This is a genomic window from Curtobacterium sp. MCLR17_036, assembly GCF_003234445.2.
Taxonomy (GTDB): domain Bacteria; phylum Actinomycetota; class Actinomycetes; order Actinomycetales; family Microbacteriaceae; genus Curtobacterium.
This window is the reverse complement of sequence record NZ_CP126269.1, coordinates 485,626-504,202: the sequence shown is the minus strand read 5'-3', so window position 1 is coordinate 504,202 and position 18,577 is coordinate 485,626. Positions and strand designations below refer to the sequence as shown.

At 73.5% G+C, this 18,577-nt stretch carries 12 protein-coding genes; 6 read left to right on the top strand and 6 right to left on the bottom strand.

Annotated elements, in window-relative coordinates; translation table 11 throughout:
* Positions 1-116 precede the first annotated feature (116 nt).
* Both DEI99_RS02360 and DEI99_RS02355 read left to right on the top strand, forming a co-directional pair.
* On the top strand, positions 117-2,699 hold the full coding sequence (locus DEI99_RS02360) for a LamG-like jellyroll fold domain-containing protein (protein ID WP_220037161.1): 2,583 nt from the start codon (positions 117-119) through the stop codon (positions 2,697-2,699).
* Positions 2,700-2,818: 119 nt separating this feature from the next.
* A complete protein-coding gene (locus DEI99_RS02355) occupies positions 2,819-3,796 on the top strand; it encodes a hypothetical protein (RefSeq protein WP_111041987.1) in 978 nt (325 codons plus the stop codon).
* A gap of 40 nt (positions 3,797-3,836) precedes the next feature.
* Here DEI99_RS02355 and DEI99_RS02350 read toward each other — a convergent pair whose 3' ends face one another.
* The 4 genes from DEI99_RS02350 to DEI99_RS02335 all read right to left on the bottom strand — a co-directional run bounded on the left by DEI99_RS02350 (position 3,837) and on the right by DEI99_RS02335 (position 9,678).
* On the bottom strand, positions 3,837-4,400 hold the full coding sequence (locus tag DEI99_RS02350) for an arsenate reductase/protein-tyrosine-phosphatase family protein (RefSeq protein WP_181434460.1): 564 nt from the start codon (positions 4,398-4,400) through the stop codon (positions 3,837-3,839).
* 1 nt (position 4,401) lies between these two features.
* Positions 4,402-5,700 (bottom strand): adenylosuccinate synthase, encoded by a 1,299-nt coding sequence (locus DEI99_RS02345; RefSeq protein ID WP_071256888.1) that lies wholly within the window; start codon positions 5,698-5,700, stop codon positions 4,402-4,404.
* A 186-nt stretch (positions 5,701-5,886) separates the two neighbouring features.
* The gene (locus DEI99_RS02340; protein WP_175472170.1) at positions 5,887-6,051 is read right to left on the bottom strand and encodes a hypothetical protein; all 165 of its coding nucleotides are present in this window, start codon (positions 6,049-6,051) and stop codon (positions 5,887-5,889) included.
* Positions 6,052-6,180: 129 nt separating this feature from the next.
* Entirely contained in the window at positions 6,181-9,678 is a 3,498-nt protein-coding gene (locus DEI99_RS02335; RefSeq protein WP_181434459.1) for a S8 family serine peptidase, read from the bottom strand.
* Between the two features lie 316 nt (positions 9,679-9,994).
* Here DEI99_RS02335 and DEI99_RS02330 point away from each other — a divergent pair, with 316 nt between their 5' ends.
* The 3 genes from DEI99_RS02330 to DEI99_RS02320 are packed head-to-tail and all read left to right on the top strand — an operon-like array spanning position 9,995 to position 13,451.
* The gene (locus DEI99_RS02330; protein WP_111041985.1) at positions 9,995-10,642 is read left to right on the top strand and encodes a TetR/AcrR family transcriptional regulator; all 648 of its coding nucleotides are present in this window, start codon (positions 9,995-9,997) and stop codon (positions 10,640-10,642) included.
* Positions 10,639-11,373 carry a hypothetical protein gene (locus DEI99_RS02325; RefSeq protein ID WP_111041984.1) on the top strand — a complete coding sequence of 245 codons (735 nt, stop codon included), beginning with the start codon at positions 10,639-10,641 and terminating at the stop codon, positions 11,371-11,373. Before DEI99_RS02330 ends, DEI99_RS02325 begins: the two co-directional genes overlap by 4 nt.
* Positions 11,370-13,451, top strand: a complete 2,082-nt coding sequence (locus tag DEI99_RS02320; protein ID WP_111041983.1) for a YhgE/Pip domain-containing protein — start codon at positions 11,370-11,372, stop codon at positions 13,449-13,451. The genes DEI99_RS02325 and DEI99_RS02320 overlap by 4 nt, the downstream gene beginning before the upstream one ends.
* Positions 13,452-13,757: 306 nt before the next feature.
* Here DEI99_RS02320 and DEI99_RS02315 read toward each other — a convergent pair whose 3' ends face one another.
* The gene (locus DEI99_RS02315) at positions 13,758-14,318 is read right to left on the bottom strand and encodes an endonuclease domain-containing protein (protein WP_284180931.1); all 561 of its coding nucleotides are present in this window, start codon (positions 14,316-14,318) and stop codon (positions 13,758-13,760) included.
* Positions 14,319-14,916: 598 nt separating this feature from the next.
* Between DEI99_RS02315 and DEI99_RS02310 the strand changes: the two genes are divergently transcribed.
* Positions 14,917-15,906: a LacI family DNA-binding transcriptional regulator gene (locus tag DEI99_RS02310; protein WP_071256909.1), complete on the top strand. Its 990-nt coding sequence runs from the start codon at positions 14,917-14,919 to the stop codon at positions 15,904-15,906.
* 272 nt (positions 15,907-16,178) lie between these two features.
* Here DEI99_RS02310 and DEI99_RS02305 read toward each other — a convergent pair whose 3' ends face one another.
* Positions 16,179-18,572 carry a LuxR C-terminal-related transcriptional regulator gene (locus DEI99_RS02305; RefSeq protein WP_284180930.1) on the bottom strand — a complete coding sequence of 798 codons (2,394 nt, stop codon included), beginning with the start codon at positions 18,570-18,572 and terminating at the stop codon, positions 16,179-16,181.
* Positions 18,573-18,577 lie beyond the last annotated feature (5 nt).

The window sequence follows — 18,577 nt, the reverse complement described above, 5'->3', positions numbered from 1 at the left end:
GGACGGGAGGCCCGGTGCAGCTCCGCCCCGTCTCCCGCGTCCGTCGTCGCCCGCCGCTCACGCTGTGGTCACGTACAGGCAACCGGCGCGACAGACGACGCCACGAGCATCGTCGGGTGACCGCTCACCGATCCCGCCGCAGGTCCGCCGCGCTGGGGGCCACCGCCCTCGCCGTGGCCGCTGCCGTCGGCCTGCCGACCCTGTCCTCCTCCCCGACCGCCGCCGCGGCCGCCGCGCCGGACGCCGACCTCGCGTCGCGCTTCACGCTCGCCGTGCTGCCGGACACGCAGTTCTACTCGCGCTACTCGGCGTCACAGTTCGTGCCCCGGTACGGCGACGACCCGTTCCACGTGCAGACGCAGTGGCTCGCCGAGCACGCCGACGACCTGCACATCCCGTTCGTCACCCACGTCGGCGACGTCGTCGACCAGGTCGGGCAGCCCGGCGAGTGGCAGGCGGCCGACCGCGCGATGTCCGTGCTCGACGACGCCGGGCTGCCGTACAGCGTGACGACCGGCAACCACGACGTGCGGAACTCGGCGGACACCGTGTTCGACACCTCGTACGACCTGGCCGCCGAGCCGTACCTGCAGACGTTCCCGGCGAGCCGGGCCACCGGGCAGCCCACCGTCGAGTCGGGCACCGACCGTACCGGCCTGAGCCAGTTCCACGTCTTCGAGGCCGAGGGCCAGCGGTTCCTGTCACTCGCCCTGCCGTGGCGCGCGTCCGACGAGACCCTCGCCTGGGCGGACCAGGTGATCGCCGCACACCCGACGCTGCCGACGATCCTGACCTCGCACGAGGTGATCAACATCGCCACCGACGGCCTGACCCCGGTCGACACGGCCTACGGCGAGCGCCTGTGGGAGCAGCTCATCGCCCCGAACGACCAGGTGTTCCTGACGCTGAACGGGCACTTCCACGGCAGCACGTGGAAGAACCGCACGAACGACGCCGGCCACGCCGTGACCCAGGTGCTCATCGACCACCAGATGGACTACGAGGGCGGCGACGGCTACCTCGGGCTGCTCGAGTTCGACCTGACGAACGGCACGCTCGCGATGCAGACCGCGTCGCCGTGGGTGACGTGGAAGCCGACCGAGACGCTCACGTCGTACGACCAGCCGCTGCTCGACGGCGACCACCAGCGCTACATCGTGCCGGTCGACTTCCGCACCCGGTTCGCGGGCTTCGCGCCGGACTTCCGCGCCGGCTCCGCGGACGAGCCGCCGCTGAACGAGCGCGCGCGGGCGATGCTGCTCGACGGCTTCGAGGGCGCGCCGCCCACCACGACCGAGCTGCCCGGCGGCCGTGCCGACCACACCGACGTCGACGGCACCCTGGCCTGGTGGCGCCCCGGTGAGCAGGAGGCCGGTGTGCTCGCTCCCGGAGCGACCGTCGACGACGTCGTCGGGGACGCCGACCTGACCCGTCTGACGCACGCCGAGTCCGGTTCGCCGACCGCGCAGGACGGCGACGTCACCGTCGTCGACGACGCCCACCCGCTGTCCTCCGACGGCGCCGGCCTGTGCTTCGCGAACGCCGACAAGGCGGCGAAGCGGTTCAGCGCGCTCACCTCGCCCGGGGACACCGCGGTCGACCGGGCGACGTTCCCGGACGGCTACACGATCGAGACGTTCCTCGAGGTCGACCCGTCCTGGACCGACGGCGCGAACTCGTGGTCGAAGGCGATCGTCCGCAGCGGCAACCGCTCGCAGATCGGCGTGCCGCAGACCCGCTGGGACTGGACGGCGTCGCCGGCGGCGCTCGGCATCTCGAACCTCAAGGAGTTCCAGTGGACCGAGGTGACCGCCGACGCGTCGAAGGGTGACCGCACGGCGTGGTCGGGCGAGATCATCCCCGGTCGCTGGCTGCACGTCGCCCTGGTGAACGACGTCGACGCCCGCACCACCACGATGTACGTCGACGGCGCCCCGGTGCTCCGCAACGCGACCGACACCGGCGGCCAGACCGTGCAGGACGGCATGCCGTGGCTGTTCGGCAGCGACTGGGTCGACGACGCCGCGACGAACGGCTGGAACGGCTGCATCGGCGAGACCCGCGTGGTCGACCACCCGATCGGCGCCGACTCGTGGCTGACCGCCCGCGCCGACCTCGACGCTCTGACCGTCGACGAGCCGGGCACGGACGCCGTGCCGACCGCCGTGACCGGTTCCGGCCACCCCGGCGCCACCGTCACCCTGTCCGGCGCGGTCCGCGGCACCACCGAGGTCGCCGCGGACGGCCGGTGGACGGTCGCCCTGACCGGCACCGCGGCCCGTGCCCGCGCGCTCGAGACCGCGGCGGCGCAGGCCGTGCAGTCGATCGGCACCCGGAGCGGCGCAGCCGTCGACTTCGCGGTCGCGGTGCCCGCGGCAGAGGAGCCGGGCGAGCCCGGCGACCCGGGCGACCAGGACCCGGGTGCCGGAGATCCCGGTGCCGGAGATCCCGGTGTCGGAGATCCCGGTGCCGACGACGAGGGCGCCGGTGCCCAGCCGGGTGCCGGCACGCCGACGCCTGGTGCCGAGGGCCCCGGCGCGGACGGTCCGCAGGACGGTCCCGGCGAGCTCGCCTTCACCGGCGCGGACGGCCTCGGCCTGGCCGGTGTGGCGGCGCTCCTGCTGCTGACCCTCGGCACCGCGGTGCTCGTGCGCCGACGCCTCGGCGCGCTGCCCCACCTGCCGCGCACGGACCGGTAGTCCGACCGCTCGACCCGACGGCGGGCACGGTGCGACGAGCACCGTGCCCGCCGTCCGCCGTTCGCGGGCGCGCCGCCGCGCAGCGACGTTCCGACGACCCGACGTGGTGGGGTGGGGTCATGACCAGCGACCTCGTGCCGTGGGTGGTCGCCGGGGGGCTCGCCGTCGTGGTGGTCGTCCTGGTGCTCGTCCTGCGGCGACTCCGATCCGCCGCCCGCTCCGACCTCGACGCCGCCGAACGCGCCCGCGCCGACGAGCTCGCGCGGCTCGACGCCGAGCACCGCGAGCAGACCGAGGCCCGCGACGCGGAGCACCGGCGCTCCCTCGACCAGGCCGATGCCGCCCGGCGCGACGCCCTGACCGCCGCCGATCAGAGCCGCGACCTCGCGCGCAGCGGCATGCGGTGGGAGGAAGCGTCCGCCCAGGTCATCCGACAGGCCGCGATCGCCGCCGGACTGAACGGCGTGCTCATGACGAACGTCGTGTTCGTCCCCGCCGACGAGACCGAGCGCGGCTCGTGGCGGCGGTTCGTCGCACAGGCGGACCACGTGCTCGTCTCCGACGCCGGGCGCGGACTGGTCATCGAGAGCAAGCGCTGGGGCGGCATCGTCTTCGACGGCCGTCGACCGAGCGAGGTCCACCCGGCGTTCCGGAACCTGCTCGACGAGTCGTCGCTCGTGCCGCCGTTCGCCGTGCAGGTGCAGAGCCGGACCGTGCTCAACCACGAGCAGGAGGCCGAGAACTGGTGGCAGGTGCGCGTGCAGGCGAAGAACGCCGCTCCCGCGCAGCAGGTCCGCGTGCAGGCACGGCGCCTGGCGGGCTTCGTGGACGCGGCGACCGGCACGCGCCGGACCTGGTTCGACACCTGCGTGTTCTACTCGTCGCCGACGGCGATGGCCTACGTGCAGGCGGAGGACCGGAGCGGCGGCGCCTCGACGGCCGTCGTGACGAACCAGCACGAGCTGCAGTCGGCGCTCGCGGCGTGGGCGGCGAAGGACGCGGTGCCGAACCGGGCCCGTGCCGACGCCGTCGTCCGGGCGCTAGCGGGCCAGGGCGCGCACACCATCACGATCGGGTCGTACCGGCTGCCGGAGTGACCCGACTGCCGTCGACCGACGCGGTCGTCGACGAGCGCGGTCAGGCCGTGGCGACGGCGCGCAGGGCGTCCGCGATGCGGGTGACCGCGGCGTCGAGCTCGTCCGCCACCCGGGCGTGCGTCGCCTCGGACCGACGGTAGGGGTCGTCCACGTCGTCGTCGGCGGGGTCGGCCGGCGGCGGCACGGTCCCCCGCAGCCGCGCGACCCGCTCGACGAGTGCCTCGGCGGTGTGCACGTCGGCCAGGTCACCGGGTTCGAGCCCGTCGAGCACGCGCGCGAACTGCTTCACCGTGAAGGTGCGGCGGGCGGCCCGCGGCACGAGCGACACCACGGCCTGCCGGTGCGACCGTTCGGCGGTGAGCACGAGGTCGGTGTCCTCGACGATCGCCGCGGTCAGGTACCGCGACCCGTGCCCGGACGGGTCGCCGCTGAGTCGGGCCGACTGCGCGGCGGCGGCGCCGTCCATGGCGGCCCCGTCGTCGGCGATGGTGCCGGCCGACCCGACCCGGAACGCCGGAGCGTCCGGGCCGAGCCGCGCCGTCAGGACCTGCTCGCCGAGCGGCGACCGGCAGATGTTGCCGCTGCAGACGAACAGGACCCGCACGTCAGGCCTGGTCCGCGCCGAGCAGGTCGTGGCGGACGACGATGGCGTCACGGCCGGGGCCGACACCGATGGCGGAGATCCGCGCACCCGACATCGACTCGACGGCGAGCACGTAGTCCTGCGCGTTCTTCGGCAGGTCGTCGAACGACCGCGCGCCGGTGATGTCCTCGGTCCAACCCGGGAAGTCCTGGTAGACGGGCTTCGCGTGGTGGAAGTCGGACTGGTTCACCGGGACCTCGTCGACGCGGACGCCGTCGACCTCGTACGCGACGCACACCGGGATCGTCTCGAGCCCGGTCAGGACGTCGAGCTTCGTGAGCACGAAGTCGGTGACGCCGTTCACCCGGGCCGTGTAGCGGGCGATCGGGGCGTCGTACCAGCCGCAGCGACGGGGGCGCCCGGTGGTGGTGCCGAACTCGAAGCCGTTGGCGCGCAGGAACTCGCCGGACTCGTCGAAGAGCTCGGTCGGGAACGGGCCGGCGCCGACACGGGTCGTGTACGCCTTGACGATGCCGATGATGCGCTCGAGCTTGCCCGGGCCGATGCCGGACCCGGTCGCCGCGCCGCCGGCGGTCGCCGACGACGAGGTGACGAACGGGTACGTGCCGTGGTCGACGTCGAGCATGGTCGCCTGCCCGGCCTCGAACAGGACGGTCTCGCCGCGCTCGAGCGCCCGGTGGATCTCGAGTCCGGTGTCGGCGACCATCGGACGCAGGCGGTCCGCGAAGGACAGCAGCGACTCGACGACCTCTTCCGGGTCGATCGCGCGGCGGTTGAAGACCTTGAGCAGCAGGTGGTTCTTCTGGTCGAGGGCCGCCTCGACCTTCTGCCGCAGGATGTTCTCGTCGAAGATGTCCTGGATGCGGACGCCGACGCGGTTGATCTTGTCCGCGTAGCTCGGGCCGATGCCACGACCGGTGGTGCCGATCTGGCGCTTGCCGAGGAAGCGCTCGGTCACCTTGTCGATGGTGCGGTGGTAGTGCGTGATGACGTGCGCGTTCGCGGACACGAGGAGCTTCGAGGTGTCGACGCCGCGGGCCTTGAGCGCGTCGAGCTCCTGGAACAGGACCTCGAGGTCGACGACGACGCCGTTGCCGATGATCGGCGTCACACCGGGGGTCAGGATGCCGGAGGGCAGCAGGTGCAGGGCGTACTTCTCGCCACCGACGACGACCGTGTGCCCGGCGTTGTTGCCGCCGTTGAACTTCACGACGTAGTCGATGCGGCTGCCGAGCAGGTCGGTGGCCTTCCCCTTGCCCTCGTCGCCCCACTGGGCGCCGATGATGACTGCTGCGGGCATCTGGTTCTCCTCACGTTGGCGGAGGACCTCACGCGACCGACGGGCCGGTGGTCCACCCGAGTCTATCGGGTGGTCACCTCAGCGCCACCCGCGTGACGGTGACGTCCGATGGACGGACTGACGGACAGGAGGCCCGGTGCCAGCTGGCACCGGGCCTCCTGTCCGGTCTGTCCGTGCGTTCCGCGGTCAGGCGCGGAAGAAGTCCTGGTACGACGGGTCGCCGACGGGCTGCGCGTGCCCGGGCTCGGCGAGGCGCTGCTCGATCATGGCCTGGATGACGTCCGGCGGGGTGAGCCCACGACGCCGCCACTCGACCGGGTTGGACCGGAGTTGCTTCAACGTGCTCTGCATGGTGACCACCCTGACAGTGCATCACTAGTTTGTCTAACTACCTGTCCCCTTCCCGCACCGGTCGGGAAACACAACGGTGCCGGGCCCCTGGACGGGACCCGGCACCGGTGCTGGTGGGACTGCGCGCGACTAGCGGCGAGCGACCTTCGCGGTCGACCGCGACGTCGCCGTGCCGTCCTTGTACCCCGAGGCGTGGGCCGTCACCTTGACCGAGAACCGGTGCCCGGCGGCCGAGGACGTCAGCTTGTACTTCGAGCCCGTGGCGGTCGTGATCGCCTTCCCGTCACGGAGCCACTGGTACTTGTACGTCGCCTTCGCGGCCCAGGTGCCGGGCTTCGCGGTGAGCGTCGCCCCGACCTTGGCGGTGCCGCTGATCGTCACGGCGCTGCCCTTCTTCAGGGCGAGCGTCGGCGGGGTCACCTTGATGGTCGACACGTCGGCCTGCGAACCCGCGGCGTTGCCGAGGTGCAGGGCGAGCACCTTGGCGCTCGTCACGCCGGAGGCACGGGTCACCGTGAGGTTGCCCGCGTCGGCGAACAGCACGCCGGACGTGCCGCCCTGGCTGAACGTCAGCGCCGGCTTCGACACGTCGAACGTGACGGTCTTCGTCTCGTCCACGACCGACGAGGCGTCCGTGGCGATCGCGGGGGCGTACGCCGACTCGGTCAGGACCGAGTAGGAGAACTTGCCCTTCGCGCCGATGGCCGAACCGGTGACGGTGAGCACCTTCACGGAGCTGTCGAAGGTGTTGACGTCCTGGCCGGGCGCACCGCCGTTCAGCGGCTGCGCGTCGACCGTCTCACCCGTCGCCAGGTCGACCGTCGTCGCGAAGGTCGCGTCGACCGCCGACGACTTCGCGTCGTAGACCAGGTAGTCGGGCTCGCCGTCACGGTCGGTGTCGACGAGGACCTCGACGTTGGTCACGGCGCCCGGGTTCGCGTCGGGACCGGCGGTCTGGACGCCGAAGGCGACCGTGTCCGACGCCTTGTCGTAGCTCGCACCGTAGGACAGGACGTCGGCCGCGCGCAGGGACTGCTCCGCCGAGCCGGCCGGGAACGTCTCGGCCGGGTCGGTGCCGCCGAGCACGAACGGCGCGACGGTCGAGTGGTAGCCCGTCGTCAGGCCGCCCTGGTCGAACGAGCGACCCTTCAGCGTCAGGTTCGCGGACTTGCCGGGGCCGGTGAAGGGCACCGTCGTCCGTGCGCGGACCGCGCTGACCGGCTTCGGCGCCACGTAGGTGCCGATGCGCATCGGGTCGACCGCCGAGTCGGTCGGCGTGAACGCCACCACGCCCGAGGCCGCGGCGACGAACTCACGCTGGTAGCCCTGCTGCACCGACTCCTGGGTGGGGTCGATCACACGGCGCAGCGCGGTCGGGTCGGTCACCGTGAACGTCAGCTGCACGGTCTTGGTCGCGCCGGACGGCACCGTGATCCGCTTCGTGCTCAGCGCGAAGGCGACGCCGGGCTGGCTGACCTGCGGCTGGTACGACACGTCGTACGTGTGCGGGGAGCCGTCGGTGTTCTGGATCTCGAGGGTGCGGGTCTCGCTCGTCTTCCCGGCGACCTCCACGACACCGAAGGACGCGGTGACGAGCTGGCCGTTCTCCGCGCTCCGGACGGTGGTGCCGGTGGTCACGGCCTGCAGGGCGTCGACGCGGCCGGTGCCCTGACGGAGCAGGGTCGCCCCACGCGAGCCGTCCTTGACGTCGTGCGTCGCGGTGTTCATCAGCGCGGCCTTGACCTGCTGGGCGCTCCACCGCGGGTGCGACTGGAACGTCAGCGCCGCGATGCCCGCGACGTCCGGGGTGGCCATCGAGGTGCCGCTCATCGACATGCGACCGTCACCGGTGCCGTTGGCGGCGGAGATGACGTTGACACCGGGACCGGCGATGTCCGGCTTCACGATGTCGTCGAACGACCCGTGCACACCGCGGCTGGTGAACGACGCGAGCGTGTTCACGGACTCCGGATCGGTGGCGAGCGCGTAGCCCTTCAGCTCGTCCGCGAAGCGCACGTGCAGGGTCCCCGCCGTGGCGCTGGCGCGCAGGGCCGTCGCGGCGTCGAGGGTGAGCTCGGCGCCCGGGATCGTCGCGTTGCCCGCGATGCCGGAGTCGAACGTGTTGATCGTGCCCGCCAGCAGGACGCCGACACCGCCGGCAGCCTGGACGTTGTTGAAGCGCACGCCCGAGCCGCACTCGAGCGCCGCGTCGGTCCACTTGAGCCAGACGACCTTGCCCGCGATCTTCGCGGCGTCGTCGGCGCTGAACGCCGCGCAGCCGTCGACGTTCGCGGTCGGGACCACGACGTCGCCCTCGACCGGCAGGGTGCCGGTGAAGTTCTGCGAGTACTGCGCACGGTAGGTGCCGGCGACGTCCGACGGCCCGGTGGCCTCGACGGCGTCGAACAGCGACTGGCCGGTCGCGCTGGCCGCGACGGTGAGCGCCCCGGCGGCGTTGCCCGGCGAACCACCGATGTCGGTGAAGTCGTCGGCGTTGCCCGAGGCGATCACGGGCAGGACCCCGCGGGCCGTCAGCGCGTCGATCTTGGCGTTGTCGGGGTCGTCCGGCGCACCGTAGTCGGAGCCGAGCGACAGGTTCAGGACGTTGATGTCCTTGCCCTCGGTCAGCGCACGGCCGACCCAGTCGAGCGCGGCACCGGTGACGTCGGTGGAGCCACCGTTGTCACCGAAGACCTTGAGGGCGTAGAGGCCGGACTCGGGCGCGGTGCCCGGGCCGATCCACATGTCCTGGACCTGCTGCGCGGTGAGCTTCGTGTAGTCGCCGTCGAAGGTCTGCTTGTCGGCGGTCAGGCCGTAGCCCGCGATCGTGCCAGCGACGTGGGTGCCGTGGTCGCCGCCCTTGCCGTCGATCGGGTTCTCGTCCGGCGCGGGCACCGGGTCGTAGGACGCCGGGTCGGACGGGTCGGCGTTGTAGGTCGCACCGGCGAAGTCGTACCCGCCGAGGAACTTCGAGCCGTCGTACAGGCTCGGGTCCGGGGCGCCACCGCTCGCGTTCGCCAGCGCCGTGGCGTACGCCTCGGCGGTGCCGGGACCGCCGAAGTCGGCCTGCGTGTAGTCGAGGCCGGTGTCGAGCACGGCGACGTTGATGCCCTCGCCGGTGTGGCCGGTCTGCTGCCAGGCGTTGAGCGAGCGCGTGTAGATGTCGCTCGCCGCGTTCTTCGGTGCGACGCCGTCCACGCCGGGCTGGACCAGGCTCGGGTCGACACCCGAGGGTGCGACTCCGGCGTCGGGCAGCACCGTCGGCTCGACGACCTTCTTCGGCGTGAGCGGGATGACGCTCTCGACGTCGGCACGCTTCGCGATCGCGGACAGCGCGGAGACGTCGGCGACGACCGCGACACCGGGGACGGTGTACTCGGTCGCGTAGAGCTCCTTCGAGCCCTTGTCCGCCTTCTTGACGGCGGCGCTGACGGCCTCGGTCGTCGACTGGATCGCCTCGACGCGCTGCTTCGCCTGCGTCGACGGGGACTTCGAGCGGCTGAGGTCGCCGCCCTTCGCCTGGGCGTCCACCTCGAGCGCGCCCTTGCCGGTCGTGCGGATGAAGGCCGAGACGGTCTTCGAGGGCTTCGCGTCGCGCAGGGGTGCCGCGAGCTTGAGGTCGGCCACCGAGGTCCCGGCGGGAGCCGCCGAAGCCGCACCCCCGACTGCGAGGCCACCGCACGCGAGGGCCGCGACGGCGAGGCCGGCGGTCAGGACGCGTGTGAAGCGGTGTGGGGAGGGATTCGGGTTCGGGTTCGGTGTTGCACGGTTCAAAGAGGGCACTCCTGGCTCAGTCCGTGGTTCGCATCAGATTCCTGTGAAGCTATGTGTTGGCGCTCAGATTGGGCAGTCCGCACTTTGGGGGACACCCCCGTGCGGGGGACGCGAGCAGCGCTCATCCTGTTAACTTGCACACCTGTGTGCAGGTTATTACGCTGAGTCCGTGACCACCGCCGACCAGCCCGTCCGTGCGCCCCGCCGCGACGCCACGGAGAACCGGGCAGCACTCATCGACGCCGCGAAGACCTGTCTGCAGCGTGACCCCGACGCGTCGATCGAGACCATCGCCGCGGCCGCCGGACTGTCCCGGCGCGCGGTGTACGGACATTTCCCCTCGCGTGACGACCTCGTGCGCGAGGTCGTCACGGCCGGGGCGGCCCGGATCGCCGCCGCCATGCCGACGAGCTCCGACCTGCAGGAACTCCCCCCGGCCGCCCGCCTCGCCGCCATCGCGGTGACGCTGTGGTCCGAGGTCTCGCACGTCCGGTCGATGGCCCGGGTGGCCGTCCGGAGCCCCTTCGCCGAACCCGTCGCCGAGGTGTTCGCCCCCCTGCGCGCACAGGTCCGCGACGCGTGCGCCCTCGGGATCACCGAGGGCACGATGCGCGACGACGTCGACCCCGCCACGCTCGGACGCCTGGTCGAGGGTGCCTGCATCGCCGTGCTCGACGAGGCCACCCGCTCCGGGACGCCCGACGAGGACGGCCGCCGCATGGTCGTGCTGTCCGCGCTCGGCATGGCCGGCATCGACTGGCGCACCGCCCTGCTCTCCGAACCCGTGGCCGCCCCCTCCGCGAAGGAGCCCGCATGACACTCGAACTCGACCACGTCGGCATCGGGGACGAGCCGGGCGCCGCACTGCCCGTCGTCTCCGCCGTCGCCGCTCCCGGGCGTCCCGGGGTCGTCGCCGTCGAGACCGAGCAGTCCCCCGTGCTCGCCTCGCTCGTCGCCGGCGGCCGGATGCGGCCCGACACCGGGCGGCTGCTGCTCGACGGGCACGAGGACGCCGCCGCCGTGCGTCGCACCGTCGCCCTCGTCGACACCCCCGGCATCGCGGAGCCCTTCCCCGTGCTGACCGTGCAGCAGGTCGTGCGCGAGGAGCTCGCCTTCGCCGACCGGCGTCCCAGCCGCGGGCACGTCGACACGGTGCTCGACGAGCTCGGCCTCCGCCAGTACGCGGACACCCCGGTGCAGCGCGTGCCGACGGCCGTGCGCGTCCGCCTGCTCGTCGAACTCGCCCTGCTCCGCGACGGTGTCACCGGCGTCGTCATCACCTCGCCCGAGCGGCACGGCGGCGCCGTCGAGGACTGGTTCACCGTCGTCCGCGACGTCGCCCGGCGCGGCGTCACCGTCGTGCTCGTCACCTCGAAGGCCGCCGCGGCGACCGTCGAGGCCCTGCTCGACACGATCGACGCGACCGACGCGTCCCAGCCCGAGGGTCCCGACGACGCGGCCCTGTCCGACGGAACCGAGCCGGGCCTCCCGTCCGCCCCGTCCGTCACCGCAGAATCCGCAACCGTCCCGACGGAGGCAACCCCGTGACCACCACCTCGCTCGTCCGCGCCGAACTGGCGCGACTCACCGCGACCCCGCTCGCACGACTCGCGTTCATCGCGCTCATGGTCGTGCCGCTGCTCTACGGCGGCGCCTACCTGTGGGCGAACCGCGACCCGTACGCCAAGCTCGACCAGATCCCCGCCGCGATCGTCGACCTCGACGCCGGCGCCACGCTCGACGGCGACCACGTCGACTACGGCACCGACGTCGCGGACGAGGCGATCGACGGCGGCGACTTCAAGTGGACCGAGACGACCGCCGCGGACGCCCGCTCCGGGGTGCGGAACGGCACCTACGACTTCGTCGTGACCATCCCGCACGACTTCTCCGAGCACCTGGTGTCCGCGCAGTCCGACGACCCCACGCAGGCGCAGCTCGTCATGACGACCGCCGACACGAACTCGTACCTGGCGTCGACCATCGCCGAGCAGGCCGGCAAGACCATGCGCACCGCCGTCGCCGAACGGGTCGGCAAGCAGGCCGCGAAGTCCCTGCTCGTCGGACTCGCCGACGTCCGCGACAGCCTCGGCGACGCCGTCGACGGCGCGGACCAGCTCGCCTCCGGCTCGGCGAAGGCCGACACCGGAGCGCACACGCTGGCCGACGGCACCGCGGAGCTCAGCGCCGGAGCCGCCTCGCTCGCCGACGGAACGGCGTCCCTGCCCTCCCAGACCCAGCGCCTCGACAGCGGCGCACAGCAGGTGGCGTCCGGTGCGTCGACCCTGGCGTCCGGCCTCGCGAGCGCGCAGCAGCAGACCGCCGCACTGCCCGCGCAGACACAGCAGCTGAACGCCGGGGCGCAGCAGGTCGCCGCCGGCAACGAGCAGCTCGCCGACACGATCGACTCGTACAGCGCCGACGTCGAGTCGCTCCGGCCCGTCGACGCCGCCACGGTGCTCGCCGACATCACCGACAACCTGCCCGAGGGCGTCGAGCTCACCGAGGAGCAGCAGGCAGCGCTGCAGGCGACCGTCACCGACGCCGTCGCCCGGGTCAACAGTGCCGGCGCCTCGGCGAAGCGCACCTACGAGACCACGAAGACCTCGGTCGACCGGCTGCGCGACGGCTCCGCGCAGGTCGCGGCCGGCACCTCGTCGCTCGCGTCCGCGGCGCCCACGCTCGCCTCCGGCATCTCCTCGGCGGCGAGCGGTGCGTCCACGCTGTCGTCGGGCGCCTCGCAGGTCGCTGCCGGCACGTCGAAGCTGGCGGCGGCCGCTCCCTCGCTGTCGTCGGGTGCTGCGTCGCTCGCCTCGGGTGCGGCCGCCGCGGACCGCGGTGCCTCGTCGCTCGCCTCGGGCCTGGACGAGCTGAAGAAGGGCTCGGCGAAGTTGGCCCACTCGCTCGACGAGGGCCGCACGAAGATCCCGGCGTCGGACGCCTCGCAGCGGGAGTCGCAGGCCTCGGTCATCTCCGACCCGGTCACCGTCGGGGACGACAACGTCGCCGCCGCGTCGAACTACGGTGCCGGCCTCGCCCCGTTCTTCATCTCGCTGGCGGCCTGGATCGGCATGTACGCGCTGTTCCTCATCCTCAAGCCGATCTCGAAGCGTGCCATCACGGCGGCACGCAAGCCCCTCGCGGTGGTGTTCGGCGGCTGGCTGACCCCGGCACTGCTCGGACTCGTGCAGATGGCGGCGCTGTTCCTGATCGTGCGGTTCGCGCTCGACCTCGACGTCGTGCACGCCGGCGGCACCATCGGCGTCATGGTGCTGGCCTCGGCGACCTTCGCCGCGATCATCATGGCGCTCAACGTGCTGCTCGGGTCGGTCGGACAGTTCCTCGGGCTCGTGCTCATGCTCGTGCAGCTCGTCACCGCCGGCGGCACGTTCCCGTGGCAGACCCTGCCGGGGCCGTTGGCGGCGCTGCACTTCGCGCTGCCGATGACGTACTCCGTCGACGCGATCCGGCAGACGATGTACGGCGGGGACCTCGGCGCCGCGTGGTCGGACGCGGGCGTGCTGCTGTGCTGGTTGCTCGGTGCACTCCTGGTGTCCTTCGTGGTGACGGCGCGGCAGACCCGTTCCCGGACGCTGCGCGACCTGCGGCCGAGCCTGATCGGGTAGGGCGGGCGTGGGGCGGGCGCGGGGGCGCGGGCTGCGGGCGGGCCGGGCACGCACCCACCGAATGCGCCGCGCACACTTCGTGAGCAGAAGCGGTCGGGTGACGTCGGGTCACTCGACCGCTTCTGCTCACCAAGTCGGCCTGCCGAGCGGGCTCGGGCGCGGGCGCGCCGTGGGCAGGGGGCGCCGTGAGCGACGCGGGCTGCGAGCTGCGAGCTGCGAGCGCTCCCGCGAGCGCCGTGGGCACGTGGGCACACGCTTCGTGAGCAGGAACGGTCGGGTGACGTCGGGTCACTCGACCCCTTCTGCTCACGAAGTCGGTCCGCCGAGCGGGCGCGGACGCTCGGGCCGGCGGACGAGCAGTGCCCGCAGGTGGTCGGTCGCGCCGGACGCCGGGGTGTCGAGGTCGGACTTCGTCCACCGGACGACCGTCCACCCGAGTCGTTCCATCGCACGGTAGCGGCGGAGGTCACGCCCCCACTGCTCGGCGTCGGTCCGGTGGTGGTCGCCCTCGTACTCGACGACGATGCGCTCGTCCGGGTACGCCATGTCGACCCTGCCGACGAAGCGCCCGGCCTCGTCGAAGACGTCGACCTGCAGCTCCGGCTCGGGCAGTCCGGCGCGCACGATCGCCAGCCGCGCCCGGGTCTCCTGCGGCGAGCCGGCCCCGACCCGGACGAGCGCGAGTGCCGCGCGCAGTCTGCGGACACCCGAACGCGCCCCGGCCAGGGCGACGGCGGCGGCGAGGTCGTCGATCGTCGTCCCGCACCGTCGTTCCGTGACGATGGCGTCCCCGAGCACGACGAGCTGGTCGACGGAGAGCATCGCGCCGCAGTCCACCCACAGCGCCGCAGGCGTGCTCGTCGGCATCCCCCACCGCTCCGTGACCCGGGCGCGGTCCGGTGTGATGCGGTGCCCGACCACCCCGTGGCGTCGTGGTTGCGCCATCGGCAGCGGACTCGTGACGTGCACCGGTCCGTCGTCGGAGACCGGGACCGGGAGTTGCCACAGGACCGCCGCCGAGACGTGGCTGATGAACTGCCCGGGGACCAGGACCGGCCGGAACGCCCGGATCCGGCGGACCGGGTCGGGCGGACGGTCCCGAGCTCATCGGATCGACCGGGTCGGCCGGATCAGGTCACGCCGTCGGAGTCGTTGCCGGGAGACGCCGGCGCGGTCGGCGGCACCGACGTCGAACGCGCGCCCGCGCAGTGGTGCCGGAAGTGGTCGTGCTCGCATGACCACCACGGTCGCGCCCCGCGCCCACTGCTCACGACGCGGAGGCGACCTCTGTGGACGACGCACCCCGGGCCTCCCGTGTGGAGGACCCGCCATGCGCGGATCGTGAGCAGAAGGGGTCGAGTCGCCGCCCCGCACCCGACCGTTCCTGCTCACGAAGCGGAACCGGGGCGTGCCCGGGCACGCCCGCTACGATCGACGCACGAACCAACGGAGGTCGAAGCGCATCATGGGAGACGGCAAGCCCGCGACCATCTACGACGTCGCCGCGCGCGCCGGGGTGTCGAAGTCCCTCGTCTCCCTGGTGTTGCAGCGGTCATCGCGGGTGAGCGACCAACGTCGCGAGGCCGTGCTCAAGGCCATCCAGGAGCTCGACTACCGGCCCTCGACGGCCGCGGTCTCGCTCGCGGGCACGCGCAGCCGGACGGTGGGCGTGGTGCTCGACGACTTCCGGAACCAGTGGTTCGTCGACCTGCTCACCGGCCTGCGCGAGTCCCTGCAGGACCAGGGCCACCGCCTCGTCGTCGCCGACCGGTTCCTCAACACGGGGCTCGATGCCTCGCCCGTCGAGGGCTTCCTGTCCATGCGCGTCGAGGGCATCGTCATCGCCGGTGAGCCGGACACCGACCTGGCGATCCCGGCCTCGATGCCGCTGGTGATCGCCGGCGGCCGTGTGTCGATCCCCCGCGCGGACACGGTGGCGAACGACGACCGCGCCGGCGGTGGCATGGCCGCCGAGCACCTGCTCGACCTCGGCCACACGCGGCTCGGCTTCGTCGGCGCGCGCTCGGCCGCGTCCGCCGAACGGCGCGCCGGGTTCGAGGCCGCGGCGTCCGGGCGTGCCTCGGTGTGCGTCACGGTCCTGCCGGAGGAGCCCACCGAGGACGCCGGCTCACGCGGTCTGCGCGCACTGCTCGACGAGCACCCCGACGTCACGGCGGTCTTCGCGGCGAACGACGTCATGGCGCTCGGTGCGATGTCCGAGCTGGCCGAGCGGGGCCTCCGCGTCCCCGAGGACGTCTCGGTGATCGGCTACGACGACACCCCCGTCGCGGCGACGCGCTACGTGGGGCTCACGAGCATCGACGACCGCAGCGTCGAGATCGGCCGCGGTGCCGGCGAACGGCTGCTCGCGCGGATCGCCGACCCCACGGTGGCCGCCACCGAGGTCCTCGTCGAGCCCCGGCTCGTCGCGCGCCGCACCACTGCGCCGCGCTGAGGGGCGGGCGGGCGTCCCCGCCGCGCGCACTTCCTGAGCAGAAGTGGTCGAGTCGGTGCCTCCGACCCGACACCTTCTGCTCACGAAGCACCGCCGCCCCGCGCCCGCCGCGCACCCGCCGCGCTGAGCAGGCGGACGGGCTCCCCGCCGCGCGCACTTCGTGAGCAGAAATGGTCGAGTCCGCTCCCCCGGCCCGACACCTTCTGTTCACGAAGCGCCGCCGGCGTGCCGCCGCGCGCCGCCCCGACCCCCGCGGCCGCGCCCGCCCCGCCCTACGCCGCCAGCAACCCCAGCAACCGCGCCTGCTCGACCGCATCGCGCCGGGACGACACCCCGAGCTTCCGGTAGACGCTGCGGACCTGCGTCTTCACCGTGTTCACCGACACGTGCAGCTCCGCCGCGATCCCGGGCACGCTGTGCGGGGCGGCCAGCAGTGCGAGCACCACGGACTCCCGCTCGGACAGCACCACCGACACGTCGGGTCCGGGCATCACCGACGACAGGGACGACACCGAGGCGAACAGCGCCCGCGCCCGGTCGTCGTCCGCGACCTCGAGCAGCTGCAGGACGTCGTCGCGGGGCGGGGTGAGCAGCTCCCCGCGCAGACCGTGCCGGTCGAACGTGTCGACGGCCTCGCAGAAGGACGCGACCGCGCCGCGCACGTCCCCGGTCCGCCGCAGCGCCACCGCGCGGAGCAGCACGAGCAGTGCGGTCGTCCGCGCCTCGTACCGGCCGCCCTGCGCGAAGACGGCGGTGACGAGGTCGAGGGCACGCTGCGGCTCGTTGCGGGCGAGCGCGAGACCGACGTGCTCCGCGGCGTTCCAGCCCTGGACGGGGCCGAGGGCCTCGAGGCCTCGCTCCGCCTGCGGCAGCTGTCCGGCGGCGAGCTGCAGCCGCACGCGCGCCCGTCCGAGCAGCCGGGCGCCGACCCCGCCCGCGACCGCCCGCATCCGGTAGCGCTGTGCCTCGGCGTCGAGCGCCGCGAGCTGGTCGGCCGGCGGCACGCGTCCGGCGATGGTCGTGGCGCGCGCCCGCAGGGTGAGGACGAGGGGCCAGTGCTCGAACGCCCCGAAGAGCGGGTCGACGCGGTGCAGCAGCGCGAGGACGGTGGCGGTGTCGCCGTCCTCGAGCGCGACGACGGCGCTCGCCAGTGCGCCGGTGGGCAGGTCGAGCACGCCGTCGACCGAGAGCAGTCGCCGGGCGACGTCGACCTCGCCGGCCAGGGCGTGCACGAGGGCGGCCAGCCCGTCGGCGGCGGCGCGTTGCAGCGCTCCGTCCGGTCCGTCGGTCGGCTCGACGTGCACCAGGGTCGCGAGCGCCGTCTCGACGTCCCCCGCGGTCAGCGCGGTGGCTGCGAGCTGCTGCAGGACGAACGGGAGGCGCGGTGCCAGTCGGTCGGCGGCCGCCGCGTCGAGCGCATCCAGGCGTTCGCGGACCGCGTCCGCCGCGCGTTGCGCGCCGGCGTCGTCGCCGGTGATGCGACGGGACTGCATCTCGATCGCGGCGAGGAAGACCGCCTCGGCCGGGTGGGCGGTGCCGATGACGGCGGCGACGGAGGGCACGACGGCGGCGTTCACGCGGGACGCCCGGGCGTGGTGCCGGTCGGCGGTGGACTCGGCGCGAGCGATCGCGGCGAGGACGACGGGGTACCGGGCGGCCCGACGGGGCTGGACCGGGTCGAGGAGCCGCGCGATGGTCGGGGCGCCGGGCCCGGTGAGCCGGGTCCACGCGGTCGTCAGCACGTCGGAGAGCAGGTCGAGGTCGTCGAGCTGCACGGCGGCGTCCACGGCGGTGACGGTGTCGTCGTGGGTGATCGCCCAGGCCGCTGCGCGTCGCGCCACCTCGCGCTGCCGGTCGGGGTCGCGCGCGGAGCCGGAGGCGCGGAGTGCCCGGGCGGTGGCGTCGAACCAGGTGAAGCCCTGCCCGCGCACGGAGCCGAGGCCCGCGGCCGCGGCCGCACGGCACAGCGCGACGGGGTCGGCCGACGGGTCGTCGGCGAGCTCCGCGAGGAACGCGACGGGCGCCGACCGGACGACGGCGGCGCGTTCGGCGAAGCTCCGCAGCGCGCAGTCCTCGACGGTGTCGATCCAGTCGGCCGTGGCGGTGTCGACGGCGGCGTGGAAGCGGCTGCCGAGGTCGACGGGCGGGCGGTCCTCGGCGGCGACCGCTGCGGCCGCGGCGGCGAGCACGCCCACCAGCCCGCCGACGCCGTCGACGGTGCGTGCGACGACGACCGGGGCGACGACGACGCCGACGCTCCGCCCGAGCAGGGTCGCGGCCTCGGTGGCGTCGAAGGCGAGGTCCGCGCCGTCGAGGACGACCGCGTTCGTGTCCGCGGCGATCCGGTCGAGCGTCGGGCCCGCGCCACCGGCCAGGACCACGGGGACGTCGGTGGCACGGGCGAGGAGCTCGTGGAGGCCCTCGGCACCGAACAGGTGCGCGTCGTCGACCACCAGGACGGCGGCGGCGTCCTGCTCGCCGGGGGTCAGCCCGGTCACGACGGTCCGCTCGGTCTCCGACGCCCAGTGCCGGACCAGGGTGGTGACGCCGGACCGTGGCGGGCCGGCGACCACGACGGGTCGACCGGTCTGCAGCGCGCTCTCGATCCGGGCGAGCAGCCGTGGTCGCTCGACCCGGTGTCGCGGCACGCCTCGGGCACCGCTCACGTGAG